The organism is Lactobacillus sp. B4007 (genome assembly GCF_026535895.1).
Taxonomy (GTDB): domain Bacteria; phylum Bacillota; class Bacilli; order Lactobacillales; family Lactobacillaceae; genus Lactobacillus; species Lactobacillus panisapium.
This window is the reverse complement of the sequence record NZ_JAFNPA010000001.1, coordinates 429193-442332: the sequence shown is the minus strand read 5'-3', so window position 1 is coordinate 442332 and position 13140 is coordinate 429193. Positions and strand designations below refer to the sequence as shown.

General features: G+C 32.0%; 14 protein-coding genes. 12 read left to right on the top strand and 2 right to left on the bottom strand.

Features of this window, described 5'->3' with window-relative positions; all coding sequences use genetic code 11:
* Positions 1-47 precede the first annotated feature (47 nt).
* The 10 genes from nagA to J3U54_RS02095 all read left to right on the top strand — a co-directional run bounded on the left by nagA (position 48) and on the right by J3U54_RS02095 (position 10514).
* Complete coding sequence (nagA, locus tag J3U54_RS02140) at positions 48-1208, top strand: N-acetylglucosamine-6-phosphate deacetylase (RefSeq protein WP_103752507.1); 1161 nt, start codon at positions 48-50, stop codon at positions 1206-1208.
* A 474-nt stretch (positions 1209-1682) separates the two neighbouring features.
* The gene (locus J3U54_RS02135) at positions 1683-3257 is read left to right on the top strand and encodes an ATP-binding cassette domain-containing protein (RefSeq protein WP_267384908.1); all 1575 of its coding nucleotides are present in this window, start codon (positions 1683-1685) and stop codon (positions 3255-3257) included.
* Positions 3258-3495: 238 nt separating this feature from the next.
* The gene (locus tag J3U54_RS02130) at positions 3496-3672 is read left to right on the top strand and encodes a hypothetical protein (RefSeq protein WP_267384907.1); all 177 of its coding nucleotides are present in this window, start codon (positions 3496-3498) and stop codon (positions 3670-3672) included.
* Complete coding sequence (locus J3U54_RS02125) at positions 3669-3857, top strand: hypothetical protein (RefSeq protein WP_267384906.1); 189 nt, start codon at positions 3669-3671, stop codon at positions 3855-3857. The genes J3U54_RS02130 and J3U54_RS02125 overlap by 4 nt, the downstream gene beginning before the upstream one ends.
* A gap of 141 nt (positions 3858-3998) precedes the next feature.
* Complete coding sequence (locus tag J3U54_RS02120) at positions 3999-4445, top strand: hypothetical protein (RefSeq protein WP_267384905.1); 447 nt, start codon at positions 3999-4001, stop codon at positions 4443-4445.
* Between the two features lie 76 nt (positions 4446-4521).
* Positions 4522-4815: a MazG nucleotide pyrophosphohydrolase domain-containing protein gene (locus tag J3U54_RS02115; RefSeq protein WP_267384904.1), complete on the top strand. Its 294-nt coding sequence runs from the start codon at positions 4522-4524 to the stop codon at positions 4813-4815.
* Between the two features lie 143 nt (positions 4816-4958).
* The gene (locus J3U54_RS02110) at positions 4959-5663 is read left to right on the top strand and encodes a uracil-DNA glycosylase family protein (protein ID WP_267384903.1); all 705 of its coding nucleotides are present in this window, start codon (positions 4959-4961) and stop codon (positions 5661-5663) included.
* A 307-nt stretch (positions 5664-5970) separates the two neighbouring features.
* Entirely contained in the window at positions 5971-7062 is a 1092-nt protein-coding gene (locus tag J3U54_RS02105) for an SLAP domain-containing protein (RefSeq protein ID WP_267384902.1), read from the top strand.
* Between the two features lie 245 nt (positions 7063-7307).
* Positions 7308-8918 carry an ATP-binding cassette domain-containing protein gene (locus J3U54_RS02100; RefSeq protein ID WP_103753165.1) on the top strand — a complete coding sequence of 537 codons (1611 nt, stop codon included), beginning with the start codon at positions 7308-7310 and terminating at the stop codon, positions 8916-8918.
* Between the two features lie 408 nt (positions 8919-9326).
* Positions 9327-10514 carry a matrixin family metalloprotease gene (locus J3U54_RS02095; protein WP_267384901.1) on the top strand — a complete coding sequence of 396 codons (1188 nt, stop codon included), beginning with the start codon at positions 9327-9329 and terminating at the stop codon, positions 10512-10514.
* Positions 10515-10901: 387 nt separating this feature from the next.
* Here the strand turns inward: J3U54_RS02095 and J3U54_RS02090 are convergent, their stop codons facing one another.
* Both J3U54_RS02090 and J3U54_RS02085 read right to left on the bottom strand, forming a co-directional pair.
* Complete coding sequence (locus tag J3U54_RS02090) at positions 10902-11558, bottom strand: HNH endonuclease (protein ID WP_103753159.1); 657 nt, start codon at positions 11556-11558, stop codon at positions 10902-10904.
* A 14-nt stretch (positions 11559-11572) separates the two neighbouring features.
* Entirely contained in the window at positions 11573-11884 is a 312-nt protein-coding gene (locus tag J3U54_RS02085; protein ID WP_267384899.1) for a hypothetical protein, read from the bottom strand.
* Positions 11885-12118: 234 nt separating this feature from the next.
* On the opposite strand from J3U54_RS02085, the gene J3U54_RS02080 reads away from it, so the two are divergent.
* Positions 12119-12376 (top strand): hypothetical protein, encoded by a 258-nt coding sequence (locus J3U54_RS02080; RefSeq protein ID WP_267384898.1) that lies wholly within the window; start codon positions 12119-12121, stop codon positions 12374-12376.
* Positions 12370-12738 carry a type II toxin-antitoxin system PemK/MazF family toxin gene (locus J3U54_RS02075; protein WP_103753162.1) on the top strand — a complete coding sequence of 123 codons (369 nt, stop codon included), beginning with the start codon at positions 12370-12372 and terminating at the stop codon, positions 12736-12738. The genes J3U54_RS02080 and J3U54_RS02075 overlap by 7 nt, the downstream gene beginning before the upstream one ends.
* Positions 12739-13140: the final 402 nt, after the last annotated feature.

Here is a 13140-nt window from a genome sequence, read left to right as displayed (position 1 = left end):
GGACTTATAAAGACAAAGTTCGAGTTTTTAAGTGAAAGGCAAAAATTATGACGTATTATATTCATGCTGACAAGTTTTTTCTTGAAAATGTAACTGAAGATGGCGGTTACCTTGAAGTTCAAGATGATGGTAAGTTTGGTTTTTACTACCCTGAAAACGAAACCCCAACAGGTAAGATTGTTGATTATCCTGGTAAATGGATTGCACCCGGATTGGTTGATACGCATGTTCACGGTTCTTTAAAAGAAGATGTAATGGTAAGCGAATGGGATGGCATTAACCGTTTGTCTGAAGGCTTCTTGCGCTCAGGCGTTACTAGCTGGTTGCCTACTACTTATACTGCGGACGAAAATACTTTAACTAGAATTTGTCAAATGTTCGGTGCCCGTAAGGGTGAAGAAACTGGTGCTAAGATTCAGGGGCTGCACTTTGAAGGCCCATACTTTACCGCAGAACATGCTGGTGCTGAGAACCCGAAGTACTTGCTAGATCCAAGCATTAAGCAATTTAATGACTGGCGTGATCAATCAGAAGGCTTACTTAACAAAATTTCCCTTGCACCTGAAAGAAAGGGTGCGAAGGAATTCATTCGTACTGTTGTTAAAGAGGGCGTTGTCGTTTCCTTGGGCCATTCAAGTGCAACTTACGCACAAGCTAAAGCTGGTGTTGAAGCTGGTGCAACCATGTTTACGCACACTTTCAATGGCATGCCTGATCCGTCACACCATGACTCATCAATTTCAAATGCGGCAATGGACTTGCATAATGTTACTGATGAATTGATTTGTGATGGGCACCACGTGAAAAAAGAATTGGTTCGGTCATTAATTAAGATTAAGGGTGCAGAACATATTTGTTTAATCACTGACTGTATGGAAGCGGGAATGATGCCAGATGGTGACTATATGCTTGGTGAATTGCCAGTTTACGTCAAAGATGGCATGGCCCGTCTTAAGGACGGCGATAACCTTGCTGGTAGTATCTTGCAGTTAAATGTCGCTATTAAGAATGTGGTTGACTGGAATGCCGCCACCCCAGAAGAAGCAATTATGATGGCGTCATATGTACCAGCTAAAAGCGCAAATATCTTAGATAAATGTGGTTCAATTGCTCCTGATAAACCTGCTGACTTTATCGTCTTGAACCCTGATATGACATTGAGCGAAACTTACTTGAATGGTAAGTCACGCTATCAGGCAAAAAAGTAATTTAATTCATTTAAATAATTAATGGGACTAAATTCCGTTTCTTAAAGTAGATAACTCATGATTAGTTACTAATTGTGAAATTACCTAATTAAGTTTGGAATTAGTCCTTTTTTACTAAAAATTTACTACAGGCAAAATTGCATACATGATACCAAAATAATATATTGCTTCATAATGATGAAAGTTTTAATATTATAAAAACAATTGGTTTATAGACAACGAACTAAATAAATTAAAATACATGTAATATTTTTATTTATGTATTAACGATTTAGCTGAGAACACTATTAGCTAATAAAAAATAAAACGATAAGATAATTTTATTGATAAATTGAGATAAAAGAAAGTAGCTAGTATTGATGACTTAAAAAGGATGTTTTCAAGATTACTACATGTTGGGGGACTGTACATCATTTAAAAAATGCCAAATCACTAATTGATAAAGACTCACGAGAAAATGACGAGGAAATGACAATGAAGGTATATTTTAAAAAACATTTTGGTGCAGTTTTATTAACATGTTTTCTTTTATTATGTAATTCAGTATTACAGGTGTATGCTGCTACTAAAATGGCGCAACTTGCTAACTATTTAATTGGAAAGCAACTATTATATTTCGGCAAAACACTCCTTATTATTTTCGCCTTGTGGTTTACAAGCTTTATTATCTCTTTACTTGAAAGTTATGTTCAAGAAACCGTAACCCAAAATATGTTAAATGATATTCGAGCAGAAGTTACCAATAATATTGTTGAATTAACACAGTCTGAATTTAAGAGCAAACCTGTTGATTATTATGAATCTTATTTACAGAACGATACCAACATGATACAAAAAGAAGGCATTGATACCTTTTTTCTGATTATCCGTTTTTCTGGGAATGCAATTTTCTCCCTATTTGCTTTATATACTTATAATATTTGGCTTTTTATTGCTGCTATTGTTTTGGTGATTATTATGATTATAGTCCCCAAGATTTGTAAAAATTATTTATCAAATGGAATTAAGGGTGTTTCAGAAGCGAATGAACAATTTTTAAAAATTACAAGTAGTGGATTACATGGATATGAAACTCTATATGCATTTAATGTCTTAGGAGAATTAAAAAAATTAGTTAGCAGAGGTTCAAACTTACTAAAACAAGCAAATGTTAAAAATACTGTTAGGCGGTCAATAATAGGTATAGTTACTGGAGTAATAAATATTGGAAGCCAATTAATAATTATTGGTATTACGGGCTATCTCCATTTCAAGGGTTTGTTAACAGCAGGGGCCATATTGGCTACTGCAGAATTAGCAACAAAGGTTTTTGATTCTACTAATATTGTTGATCAATACTTTTCTCAGTTATTATCAACCACTAGTTTGTTTGAAAAATTTGCTAAATTAGTTCCTTCTAGGAAGCTCATGCGTAATACTCAAAGTTTTGCTACTATGGACTTCCCCAAGGAGTTTGTATCCCTGTCATTTGAAAATGTTTCCTTTTCTTACCCTGGTTCAAAAAATCAGATACTAACCGATTTTTCTTTTACTTTTAATAAAAATAACTTTTATAAGCTAAATGGAAAATCAGGTCGTGGAAAAAGTACACTTTTAAAACTTGCAACTAATCAATTACAGCCTCAAAAAGGTAAGGTGCTTCTAAATGGGGTTGATATTAAAACGATACCTCAAACTGTAATTAATAATATTATTGTTTATGTACCGCAGACCGTTACGATATTTCCACAATCAATAGATTATAATATTAAATTAGGACGTAATATTAGTGGTAAATTACTAGAAAAGGTCAAGAACAACTACAAAGTTGATAATAGCTGGAACCCAGATTCATTATCCGGTGGAGAACAGCAAAGAGTTGCCTTAGCGCGTATACTTGATCCTAAAGGTAAACTAATCTTATTAGATGAAAGCTTTTCAAATATTGATCTTAAATCAGCTAAAGATATTTTGAATAATTTACTTAGCCATGTCGAAACTGTCATAGTAGTATCACATAGAAATGAGGAGATAGATCCTCAAATTTTTAAAGCAGTTGATATAAAATGACTGTTAATTGTTTTGTGAATAATATGGTAGGGCTCACTATGTTGATTATTTACTTAAAGATAGTTGTTTACGATTATAGAGTTTTTAATTAAGATTGATAACCAACTCAGATAAGAAATATGCTGAATCTATGGTTAAGTTAATCGGTATAACAAGACATTATATTAGAACACATACTTTTAAATGATATAATTGTCGTAACTAGTAAAGTCCAGGCCATAAGAGAGGAGTAAAAATAATGGTTAGTCCAAAGCAATTAGAAGAAGACATTAAGAATGTGGACTATGATCAGATTAACAAAATGATTGACAACTCGAATAATCAAGTTGATACCAACTTTTGGCTAGCAATCCGTGACCGCGCGCTACAATTAAGACAGAAACAGATAATTAATCGTAAAGATTTTATCAGATGAGCATAGACCTTTATATGTTTGCAGGAGTTAATGGAGCTGGGAAATCAACTTTGTATAGCTCAATAGCTGCAAGTGAACGACCAAAAATTAAAAGGAGTAGGCGTGCTAATGCTGATGAAATTGCCCCTGAAAACCACTGGGATTGGCGCGATCCTGTAAGCATCTTAAGATCAGCTGAGGTATAGGTCGATACCAAGCTTGGTGGCAGCATTCTCACTCCTATACGCGTGGGCGACATGGTTATGCAGTTTTAAGCGGTAATATTGATTGCTTCTTAGGGAAAATCATGTTTCCATACACGTCCTTTTAAATGGTATGATTAAAAAATGAATGATAAGAAATTTTCGAAATTAAGAGTGTTAATGGATTTTTTTAAAAAGCAAGCTCCGACAGTTACTGTTAAAGAAAATATAACTAGTATAGACAATTACAAGGCAGAGTCTGTTGAAGATTATAATAGAGCAAGAGCTTATCTTGGGGAAAATAATAATTCTTTCAAATCTTTAACCGTTTGTGTAAACTCAGGAAAAGATTTTTTGAATTTACTAAATCTTTTGGGAGCTATACATGCGAATTTTAACATTTCTTCAAAACCGTTTATAGCAGAATCAGACATAGACGAAGATGATGATAGTGAAACAATCAAAAGGTCGAAAACCTATAAAGACTTTGAAGACTATGATAATAATTGGATGTACTCTTTTGAGAACTATGTATTTAAAATAGTTAATTTTGATGAAACTGCTTTAGAGCATGACCAATACTATATCTAATTTTATTAACCAGACAAAGGGCAGTGGTTTCGCTGCCTTGAATGTAGGTAATGTTTTTGTCTTGGAGGGATGTAATATGATAATTGATACAAGAAAAATACAAAAGGCTATTATTGAAAACAAAAAGAAACATGGTTTTAATACAACTGATGTTGAATATGAACTACTTAGATTATATGGCGAGGCTAATGAACTTTTTGAAGCATGGCATAAGGAGGATAAAGAAAATATAAATGAAGAATTAGCAGATGTAGCAATCTTTTTATTGGGAATTTCAGAGATTCTTGATAGTGACTTAGGGGAAGACATAGTTAAAAAAATGGAAATAAATAAAAAAAGAGTATATAAGAATGGTATTAAAAACGTGTAATATAGAATTCTAAAAAATCAGTAACCGAAAAAGCTTTGTCAATAACTTTTTATAATATTTAAGCAAACTTGATAAAAGTAATACTTTAAGAAATTCCAACTTATACAGCAATCAAACAAATCAATATTGATAATAGAAAAACTATGAACCAACCTTATTATACAAAAATAATTAAATTTAACGAAAAATTAGGGAAATTGTCTATTGAATTACCTAGCCCTTTTAAATTGATTAACCCATACAAAGGAAAAGAAGGAAATTTAGTCCGTAAAATATCTAATTCTTTTTACAAAATATATTTCGATGATAATATTAAGCGTCGCTTAATATTAGGAAGCTCTCCAGCAAGGAGAGGAACTGCAATTACTGGTATTCCATTTGAGGATATGAATCGTTTACAAGAGTTGACTGGATATTATATTAAAAATTATCATGTTAGCAAGGCCTCTTCGGATTTTTTACATGAAGTTATAGATAATTATGGTGGAACTGAACAATTTTATAAACACTTTTATTTAGGCTTTGTTTTTCCTTTAGGATTGAGCAAAATTAATTCAAGAGGTAATGAGGTTAATTGTAATTACTATGAAAACAAGCAAGTTGAACAATTACTAATGCCATTTATTATTAAATCAATTCAACTTCAAATAAATTTTGGTATAGATACCTCAATTTGTTATTGCATCGGTTGTGGAGATAATTATAAAGAATTGAAAAAGATTAATAATAATTTTCAGTTCTTTAGAAAAATAATCCCTTTGGAGCATCCACGCTTTATTACACAATATAACCCGAAAGATCGAAAAAAATATCTAAAGAAGTATTTGGACGCATTAAGCATGCCATAAATATGCTATGTAATAGTAGTTACACAGCAAAATTTCAATTAATTTAAATGGGGCAATAATAGAAATAAAAGCAGAAAAATGATTGGTATATTTTAATGTCAATAGTGCAATTAATTTGGTTGGCAAAATTAGTGAACTTCTCACTCTGCCGAGCGATTTGTTAATAATCAAATCGGCTTCGAGAAGCTCATTACGTTAAAATCGTTATCTATTTTATCAATATTATTCTTTTTCCATTTTAATCAACTCAAAAACTACATATAATAAAAATGTACTATTAAAGTTGAGTAAAAAGGGGCAACTAATTATGAAGCAAAAAGTTAAATATTTGATAGTTGCAGCACTGTGCGCCATTTCTTTTGGTCCAAGCAGCCAACTAAATTCAGTTCATGCTGCAAGTCATTCTATTTCCAAGACAATTATGCATGATGCTCAGGCCTATTCTAAGGAAGGCAAAAAAGTTAAAGGGAAATACCATGCTTATTCCAAAGTTATTCTTGATGATCAGCCGATAATTATTGGAACTGAGCCGCATGCTCCTTACTATAAAGTAAAAAATAAAAAGCAATACCTAAAAGCTAATAATATTGACGGTGTAAAGCGTAAAGTAAACCATAATTCGTATGTTTATGCTTCTAGCACGCGTAAAGCTGAACCAAAAGTCATCAAAGCTGGCAGTACGGTAACTACCTATGGCGGTGCCTATCAATTTAAAAATGGTCTATTATATTACCGCATCGGTGGTCCAAAAAAGCAATATATCAAAGCGCAAAATTTAGGAGCGATAACTGGCTCAAGTACTGAAGAAACCACAGTAACGGTCACCTTTACTCTAGGTACGCCAATTTATGAAGATAACGGTATGATTAGAGTTATAAAGCACGCTAAAAAGGGAACAAAATTCAAAGTCGATCGTTGTGAAGAAGGTAGCCGTGCTGATGCAATCAGCACGGCTGTGCCAAATGGGACAATTTATCGTATTAAAGGCACCCATGATTGGCTTTGGGGAGTAGATGTTAAGGCGGCCAAGAAATTACCTGTTCATGACTATGATAATGAGACTTTTTCGTACATCAAGTTTACTAAAGACGTAGATGTTTATAATGCAGACGGCACTATGCAAGACCATCACGGTCAAAGAATCAGAAAACAGGGTGGATTCATTAAAGTAGATAAGCTGCTATATCTTTGGGTGCCTGCTGAAAATAAGGCAGAATTATTCTATCACCTTAAAGGTCATCAATTCTATGCTACTCAGCCAGATGTTAACGAAAAAATTGATGTTGGCGACGCTTATGTTAAAAGTAGCGAAGTAAAGTTCGTTTACGGGATTAAGTTAAAGCCAAGCAACACTGCCCAAGATGCAGAAAAGCAAGCCCACCAAGATAAAACAAATTAGTCAATAAAAAAATAATAAAGTCTAAATAGTCTAGAGAAAAAGCTAGACTATTTTTATTTAAAAATTTATCTAATATAGCATGATTGTATATTGCTTATATAATAATATATTATATTAAGATACACTTTGTAAGAAAAAAATATTTTACAGTATTGTTTGACTTTTATATAAAAGTAAATTATATTGATAAAAAATTAAAATATAATGAAAGAAAATTTTATATATATTGCTGGAGGAAATCAATAATGGGAATTAAAAAAATGATCGCAATTATTCCCAAAAGCTTGCTTATCATCCTATTTATTACCTTATTAGTAAGTTCTTTTGAAGGTGTAGTGAATTCAGCTGTTATTGGTTACTTACCGAATTTCACTCAAAATAGTTCAGTTGAGAAATTTATTCAGTTCATTTGTATTTCAGTTCTAGCTTATTCTGTGGTTTACGTTGCCATTTGGTTACACACTCGAATTCAGAACCGAATCATTTATTTGCTCAATACACAACTGAAATCTGACTATATCAAAAAGGCCACTTTTGAACGAATTGATACTAATACGGAACTTTCAACTTTAATTAACGACTTTAAGTTAATTGAAACAAATTATTTTAATTTATTAGTTGAGGTGGTTGCTGATCTATGTATGTCACTTTTTTCAACAATTTTTATTTTGCGGCTTAATGTGACTTTAGGTATTGTCTTTATTGTTTTTGCACTGCCCCAATTATTTGTACCAAGGCTTTTTCAACCACTGCTATCAGTGCGCTCAGCCGTTTGGTCGAAAAATAATGGTAAATTTGTTGAAAAGATGCGTGATTTATTGGGCGGTAGGGAGACAATCTTGCGTTATGGCGCCTTTGAGCCAATTGATCAAAAAATCAACGACCAGTTGGCTACAACTGAACGTTCCTACCAATCTTTGAATAATGGCAGAATGAACGTGCAAATAATTTCCTGGCTTTGCTCTCTAATTGCTTTGTTTTTACCAGTTGGCTTTGGCTTTTATTTAATGATCGACCAGCAAAGTGTGACTTCTTCAATTATTTTATCTATTTACTTGGCTAGTGGGCAGGTCATGCAGCCATTAAGAGAAGCAATTAACGATTTTGCAACGATCAAAACAACAATTGCGCTCAGAAAATCAATTAATAATGTTCTTTCTAAACGAGTTGTTGAGGAAAAGCCACAAATTACAAGTGATAAGGCGACGATAAATAAAATAGCAGGAGAAGGAATAACGTTTTCTTTTGGAAAGAAAACGATTCTTGATCATGCCCAGTTTATAATCAATCAGGGTGATAAGATTTTGTTAACTGGCGCTTCGGGAGCTGGCAAAAGCACTATTTTTAACTTAATTATGGGAACTTTGCACCCAGCTGAAGGGAAGCTGGCTTATCGCGTCGATGGTCAAGCTCAACCTGAGATTAATCCCGCGTACTTTGCTTTAATTCAGCAAAGCCCCTATATTTTTAATGAAACAATACGCTTCAATTTAAGTTTAGGTTTAATGTTCCCTGATGAACTGTTAATAACCTGCTTAAGGGAAGTGGGCCTTGATCAAGAGCTTGGTGGTCAGCCTTTAGAGTATGTTTGCCAAGGCAATGGTTGCAACTTATCTGGCGGACAGTGCGAGCGACTGGAAATTGCTCGTGCATTAGTGTTTAACCGACAAATAATTTTAGCCGATGAAATAGACGCTAACCTTGACCCGGCAAATGCTTTACAGGTGGAAAAAATGCTTGCAAGCATTAATAAAACGGTCATTATGATTTCACATCACATTAATTACCAGCGGGCAAAAGACTTGGGCTTTCGGCATTGGGTACTAGAAAATAATAAGTTAACCGAGATAAAGTAGTGCTTTAAAGTCATAATAGTTATGCGAATAAGATGGATACAGCATAAGCAAAGGCAGATTTGCTTAGGGCAAACTTTAAAAATAATATAAATGGAAAATCACAAAATAATTTTTAATACTAAAAATACGTTGTGGTTAAACAAAGGGTGGAGAATATTGGCATTCATAACTGCAGCAATTACAATTTTGATCGATTTCATGTTGCTGACAGTTCATGCTATTACCATTAGAAATCTACCTAATTTAGCATATTCTCTATTATTAATGATACTACCATTGGTTGATACAGCTATAAAATTTTCGGTTTGAATTTTTTAGTAAATTTACTATAATAATTTTCGAAAGCGATTTCTTTATAATAAAAGGTATAGTTTGGTTTGATAAATTGATTAGAAAGAGATGAGTCTTATGAAAATGAAAATAAAAATAAATATATTATCATCTTTTTGTATAGCAATAATAGGACTAGGAATTATTAGTAGTAGTGTTGTTGAAATATCTCAAGTTAATGCAGCAACCATTTATACTACCCCTGCTAATCCTTGGCGATATAAATATTCCAATGCATATTATTATGATTTATCAACATCAAGTTATTATAAAGATGTTTGGAATGCAGCTACTAACGCATGGAGCAATAATGGATTTTATTGGAAAAAAGCTGCAAATAATTCTAAAACTACTGTAAGTAGCTATGATGGATCAAATGAATTGGAAATAACAGGTGTTACTCATACTTCATATAATACTAGTACTGGTCAAATTGTTAGTAATGAGGTTCTATTAAATAGAGCTGCTCTTTCATATTATAATTATTCAAAGAGTGAACGAGTTAATGTAGCGGAACATGAACTAGGACACGCATTGGGGTTGGATCACAATGCCTCTGATAGTATATCAGTGATGAATCCATCAAATCGATTTTATAGTATTCAATCTTGCGATATTAGAGGTATGAATGCGATATATTCTACACCAGCCTTATTCAGCGCGGAAGAAATTAACGATACAAACGACATTATAACAGTTACTACCTATGTTAAAGCTGTTCCCAAATTAAGAAATATTCATGCACTTTATGATAATAATAAAAATCAAGTAAAGTTAACTGGTGAAGCTAACGGACTAAAGAAAGTAAAAATATTTTATAATAAGCAAAATGTTAAAACAGCTAAAGTTAATAAATCAGGCAATTTTGCCGCTAACCTTAAATTTAAAGGTTACAAGAATTTCACTCTGTATGGTATAAATAAAGCTAACAAGAAAGCAACTACCAAGGTAAAACTCACCAGTAAAGATTATGCTGCACCTGTGCCGTGCGCTGTTAAAGGCAATCGAACAAAAGAAAGTGTTACTTATGAAATAGCAACAAACAAGGGCTGTACACTGAATTTTTACTACAATAACCACAAAATGTATGCTGTTACGGCTGATTCAGAAAAAACGCAAGTAGTTTTTCCTGCTGGCCTGCTCAAAGGCAAAACAGGGCATTTTACTATTCGTCAAGACCAAACTGGTAAAAAAATCAGCCAGTCTGCTAAAGTAGCAATTCCTAAAGTAGGCTATGCGTTTGAAGTAAACAGTAATAAAAGATAAAACCACTAAAACATAGTATTGAAAACAACTGGTTATTTAATATAAAGAATTAAAAATCTGCTCAAAAATTGATGTTGGCGATGCTTATGTTAAAAGTAGCGAAGTAAAGTTCGTTTACGGGATTAAGTTAAAGCCAAGCAACACTGCCCAAGATGCAGAAAAACAAGCCCACCAAGATAAAACAAATTAGTCGATAAAAAAATAATAAAGTCTAAAGAGTCTAGAGTTAACTTCAACCATTGCACTTTTTAGATTTAAATTTAAAAGGAGATTAATCAAAGTACAGTAAAGGTCTGACAAAGGTTTAAATAGCCTTTGCCAGACTTTATTTGTGTTTAGCTTTAAAAAACTACCAATTCTTAGATAGGTTAATAGCAATAGTTTCTACTACTTAAGCCAATCATCAATTTTATTTGTACTACATTTATTTATTCTTCGGGTGACTAATATATTTTCAATTGTTTTATTATCAATCTTTTTCCCATTTTCAGTAATTTCCTCAAGGTCAATTGAGTTAGTAATATTTATGATAAATTGATAACCACTGTCTATATTATCTCTGTTGACATATATATTATTATTCACTTTTTTGTATATCGTAAAGTATACTTTAAAATCAAAATTTTTTGGCTTTCTAACTAGTCTATAGTCATTACCAATTTTTATTTTATAAAAATGATAGTTATTTGTTAGCTTTATTAGATACATTTTACCTTTAAAAGCCAAACTGTTTCTATCCCAGGAAAAAATCAAATTATTTTTATCTTCATTGCACTCTTCACATGTCAAAGCCCAATTTTTGTAATAGTTATTGCCGCCTTCATTCTTAGGAACAATGTGATCTATTTGAAAATCATCTTTACGTAATTTTTTATTACAATATACACATCTATGCTTATATAAATTATATATGCTTTTTCTATCGGAATCTTTTAAAACAAGATTGGTAGGTATTTTGAATCCGAATCTACAATGATATTGTGCTGATTTAATAATTTTACAGCCATTATTTTCCATGCTGTTGAGAGCAGTGAACTTAGACATAAAATTAGGATTTCTCAGATCATATATAACATAACATCTTCTTTAATATAAATAAGAACTTTCGAATTTGCTATTTGATACGTTTGTTCTATGTCTTTAAAAATTTTTTCTACATGGCTCAGATTTTTATCTCCCATTACTGACATCTTATGTAGTAGCTTGCCATCATAAGTGGAGTAAACATAAGAAAATTTATTACCCATGTATCCAATGGCATTAAACTGATCTAGATTGAGATCATTAATTTCTTGAAACTCACAAGTCGATAAACTTAGTTTAGATTGAGTTTGTAATTTGTCTATTATTTTTTGTCTATAATCAATCATAATAACTTTCGAAATAATAATTATAAAAACTGAAAAATATAATACTCAGTTTATAATATCATAGTTAAATTAGATAGGGGTTTAAATAATCTTGTGTAAAATGACTATAGCCTTTATTAAATTATGTTAAATAAATGTTATGACTATATTGCTTAGATTTTGTAAAGATATAATTGCAATTTTTTTTAGAAATTGTGTATACTTGTACTAACGTTAATTAGGGAGTTAATATTAATGGAAAAGAAATTAGGTAACTTTGTTGTTAGAAAAGTTGGTAATTCTACTGCTCTCACGGTTCCTAGTAAGGCAGGTGTTAAACTTGGTCAACGATTTGAATTGACTCAAGAAAATAATGGCACTTTAATCTATAAGGCTATTGACTCTAATCCGTGGTTTAATGGTGAATATGACGATATTGACTTTAAAAAAGAAATTAAAAAAGTAGGCAATCCTGATACGATGCAGATTGGTAAGGAGAACATACCGTGGTAGCGCCCAAACAAGGAGATATTATTTGGATAGATGCTGAACCTCATGCAGGACGAGAAGAAGGTGGGCATAGTTTTCAATCTGGCAATATTCAGAGACCAGCAATAGTTATATCAAATAATGCATATAATCAAAAAACGGGATTAGTTATCTGTATGCCTCTCACGCATGGCCTTAATAAAGATAAGGGTGAGCTATACTATCATTTTGCTGACATTAATAGTGGAGTATCTGATAGTGTAATTACTTTTTTCATGCCTAATTATGATTTTTTCGGTCGACATGGTAGAATTGTTGGCCATGTTAGTGACAAAGATTTGGATAACTTACTATCTAGAGCATATCAAATTTTAGATAAGCGTTAATTTTGTCAAAATATTGCTTAGCCTAAACTAAAACCCTGAAATTTAATTGCAACTAAAAAATAGACACTTTATTATTAAGCAAGAACTAACGCACGACTTCGATATTTAATTGGAGCCGTGTATTTTAGTTTGTTAGATCCTTCAATTTTTCAAAATATCTAGTTTTAATATTATCGTTCGCTACTTTTCCTCCATAAAGCGAAAATCTGCACATTGTCTTTACAAGAAGCATTTACAGTTTCTTAATTGACTATAAATTTATAATGTAAGCCCCCTAGATTGAAAACAAAAAGAAATTTAGAGGGTTTTACTATTGTTAAAAATATTATAGATAAAGCATAGAAAGCAAGTACAGGAAGATTTGGATAAAGATTTAACTGATGTAGAATATAGTTATAATCA

What these genes read in the sequence shown, in the direction of transcription:
- nagA (WP_103752507.1), top strand. Translation starts at nt 48, where the DNA reads ATGACGTATTATATTCATGCTGACAAGTTTTTTCTTGAAAATGTAACT.
- J3U54_RS02135 (WP_267384908.1), top strand. Translation starts at nt 1,683, where the DNA reads ATGAAGGTATATTTTAAAAAACATTTTGGTGCAGTTTTATTAACATGT.
- J3U54_RS02130 (WP_267384907.1), top strand. Translation starts at nt 3,496, where the DNA reads ATGGTTAGTCCAAAGCAATTAGAAGAAGACATTAAGAATGTGGACTAT.
- J3U54_RS02125 (WP_267384906.1), top strand. Translation starts at nt 3,669, where the DNA reads ATGAGCATAGACCTTTATATGTTTGCAGGAGTTAATGGAGCTGGGAAA.
- J3U54_RS02120 (WP_267384905.1), top strand. Translation starts at nt 3,999, where the DNA reads ATGAATGATAAGAAATTTTCGAAATTAAGAGTGTTAATGGATTTTTTT.
- J3U54_RS02115 (WP_267384904.1), top strand. Translation starts at nt 4,522, where the DNA reads ATGATAATTGATACAAGAAAAATACAAAAGGCTATTATTGAAAACAAA.
- J3U54_RS02110 (WP_267384903.1), top strand. Translation starts at nt 4,959, where the DNA reads ATGAACCAACCTTATTATACAAAAATAATTAAATTTAACGAAAAATTA.
- J3U54_RS02105 (WP_267384902.1), top strand. Translation starts at nt 5,971, where the DNA reads ATGAAGCAAAAAGTTAAATATTTGATAGTTGCAGCACTGTGCGCCATT.
- J3U54_RS02100 (WP_103753165.1), top strand. Translation starts at nt 7,308, where the DNA reads ATGGGAATTAAAAAAATGATCGCAATTATTCCCAAAAGCTTGCTTATC.
- J3U54_RS02095 (WP_267384901.1), top strand. Translation starts at nt 9,327, where the DNA reads ATGAAAATGAAAATAAAAATAAATATATTATCATCTTTTTGTATAGCA.
- J3U54_RS02090 (WP_103753159.1), bottom strand. Translation starts at nt 11,558, where the DNA reads ATGTCTAAGTTCACTGCTCTCAACAGCATGGAAAATAATGGCTGTAAA.
- J3U54_RS02085 (WP_267384899.1), bottom strand. Translation starts at nt 11,884, where the DNA reads ATGATTGATTATAGACAAAAAATAATAGACAAATTACAAACTCAATCT.
- J3U54_RS02080 (WP_267384898.1), top strand. Translation starts at nt 12,119, where the DNA reads ATGGAAAAGAAATTAGGTAACTTTGTTGTTAGAAAAGTTGGTAATTCT.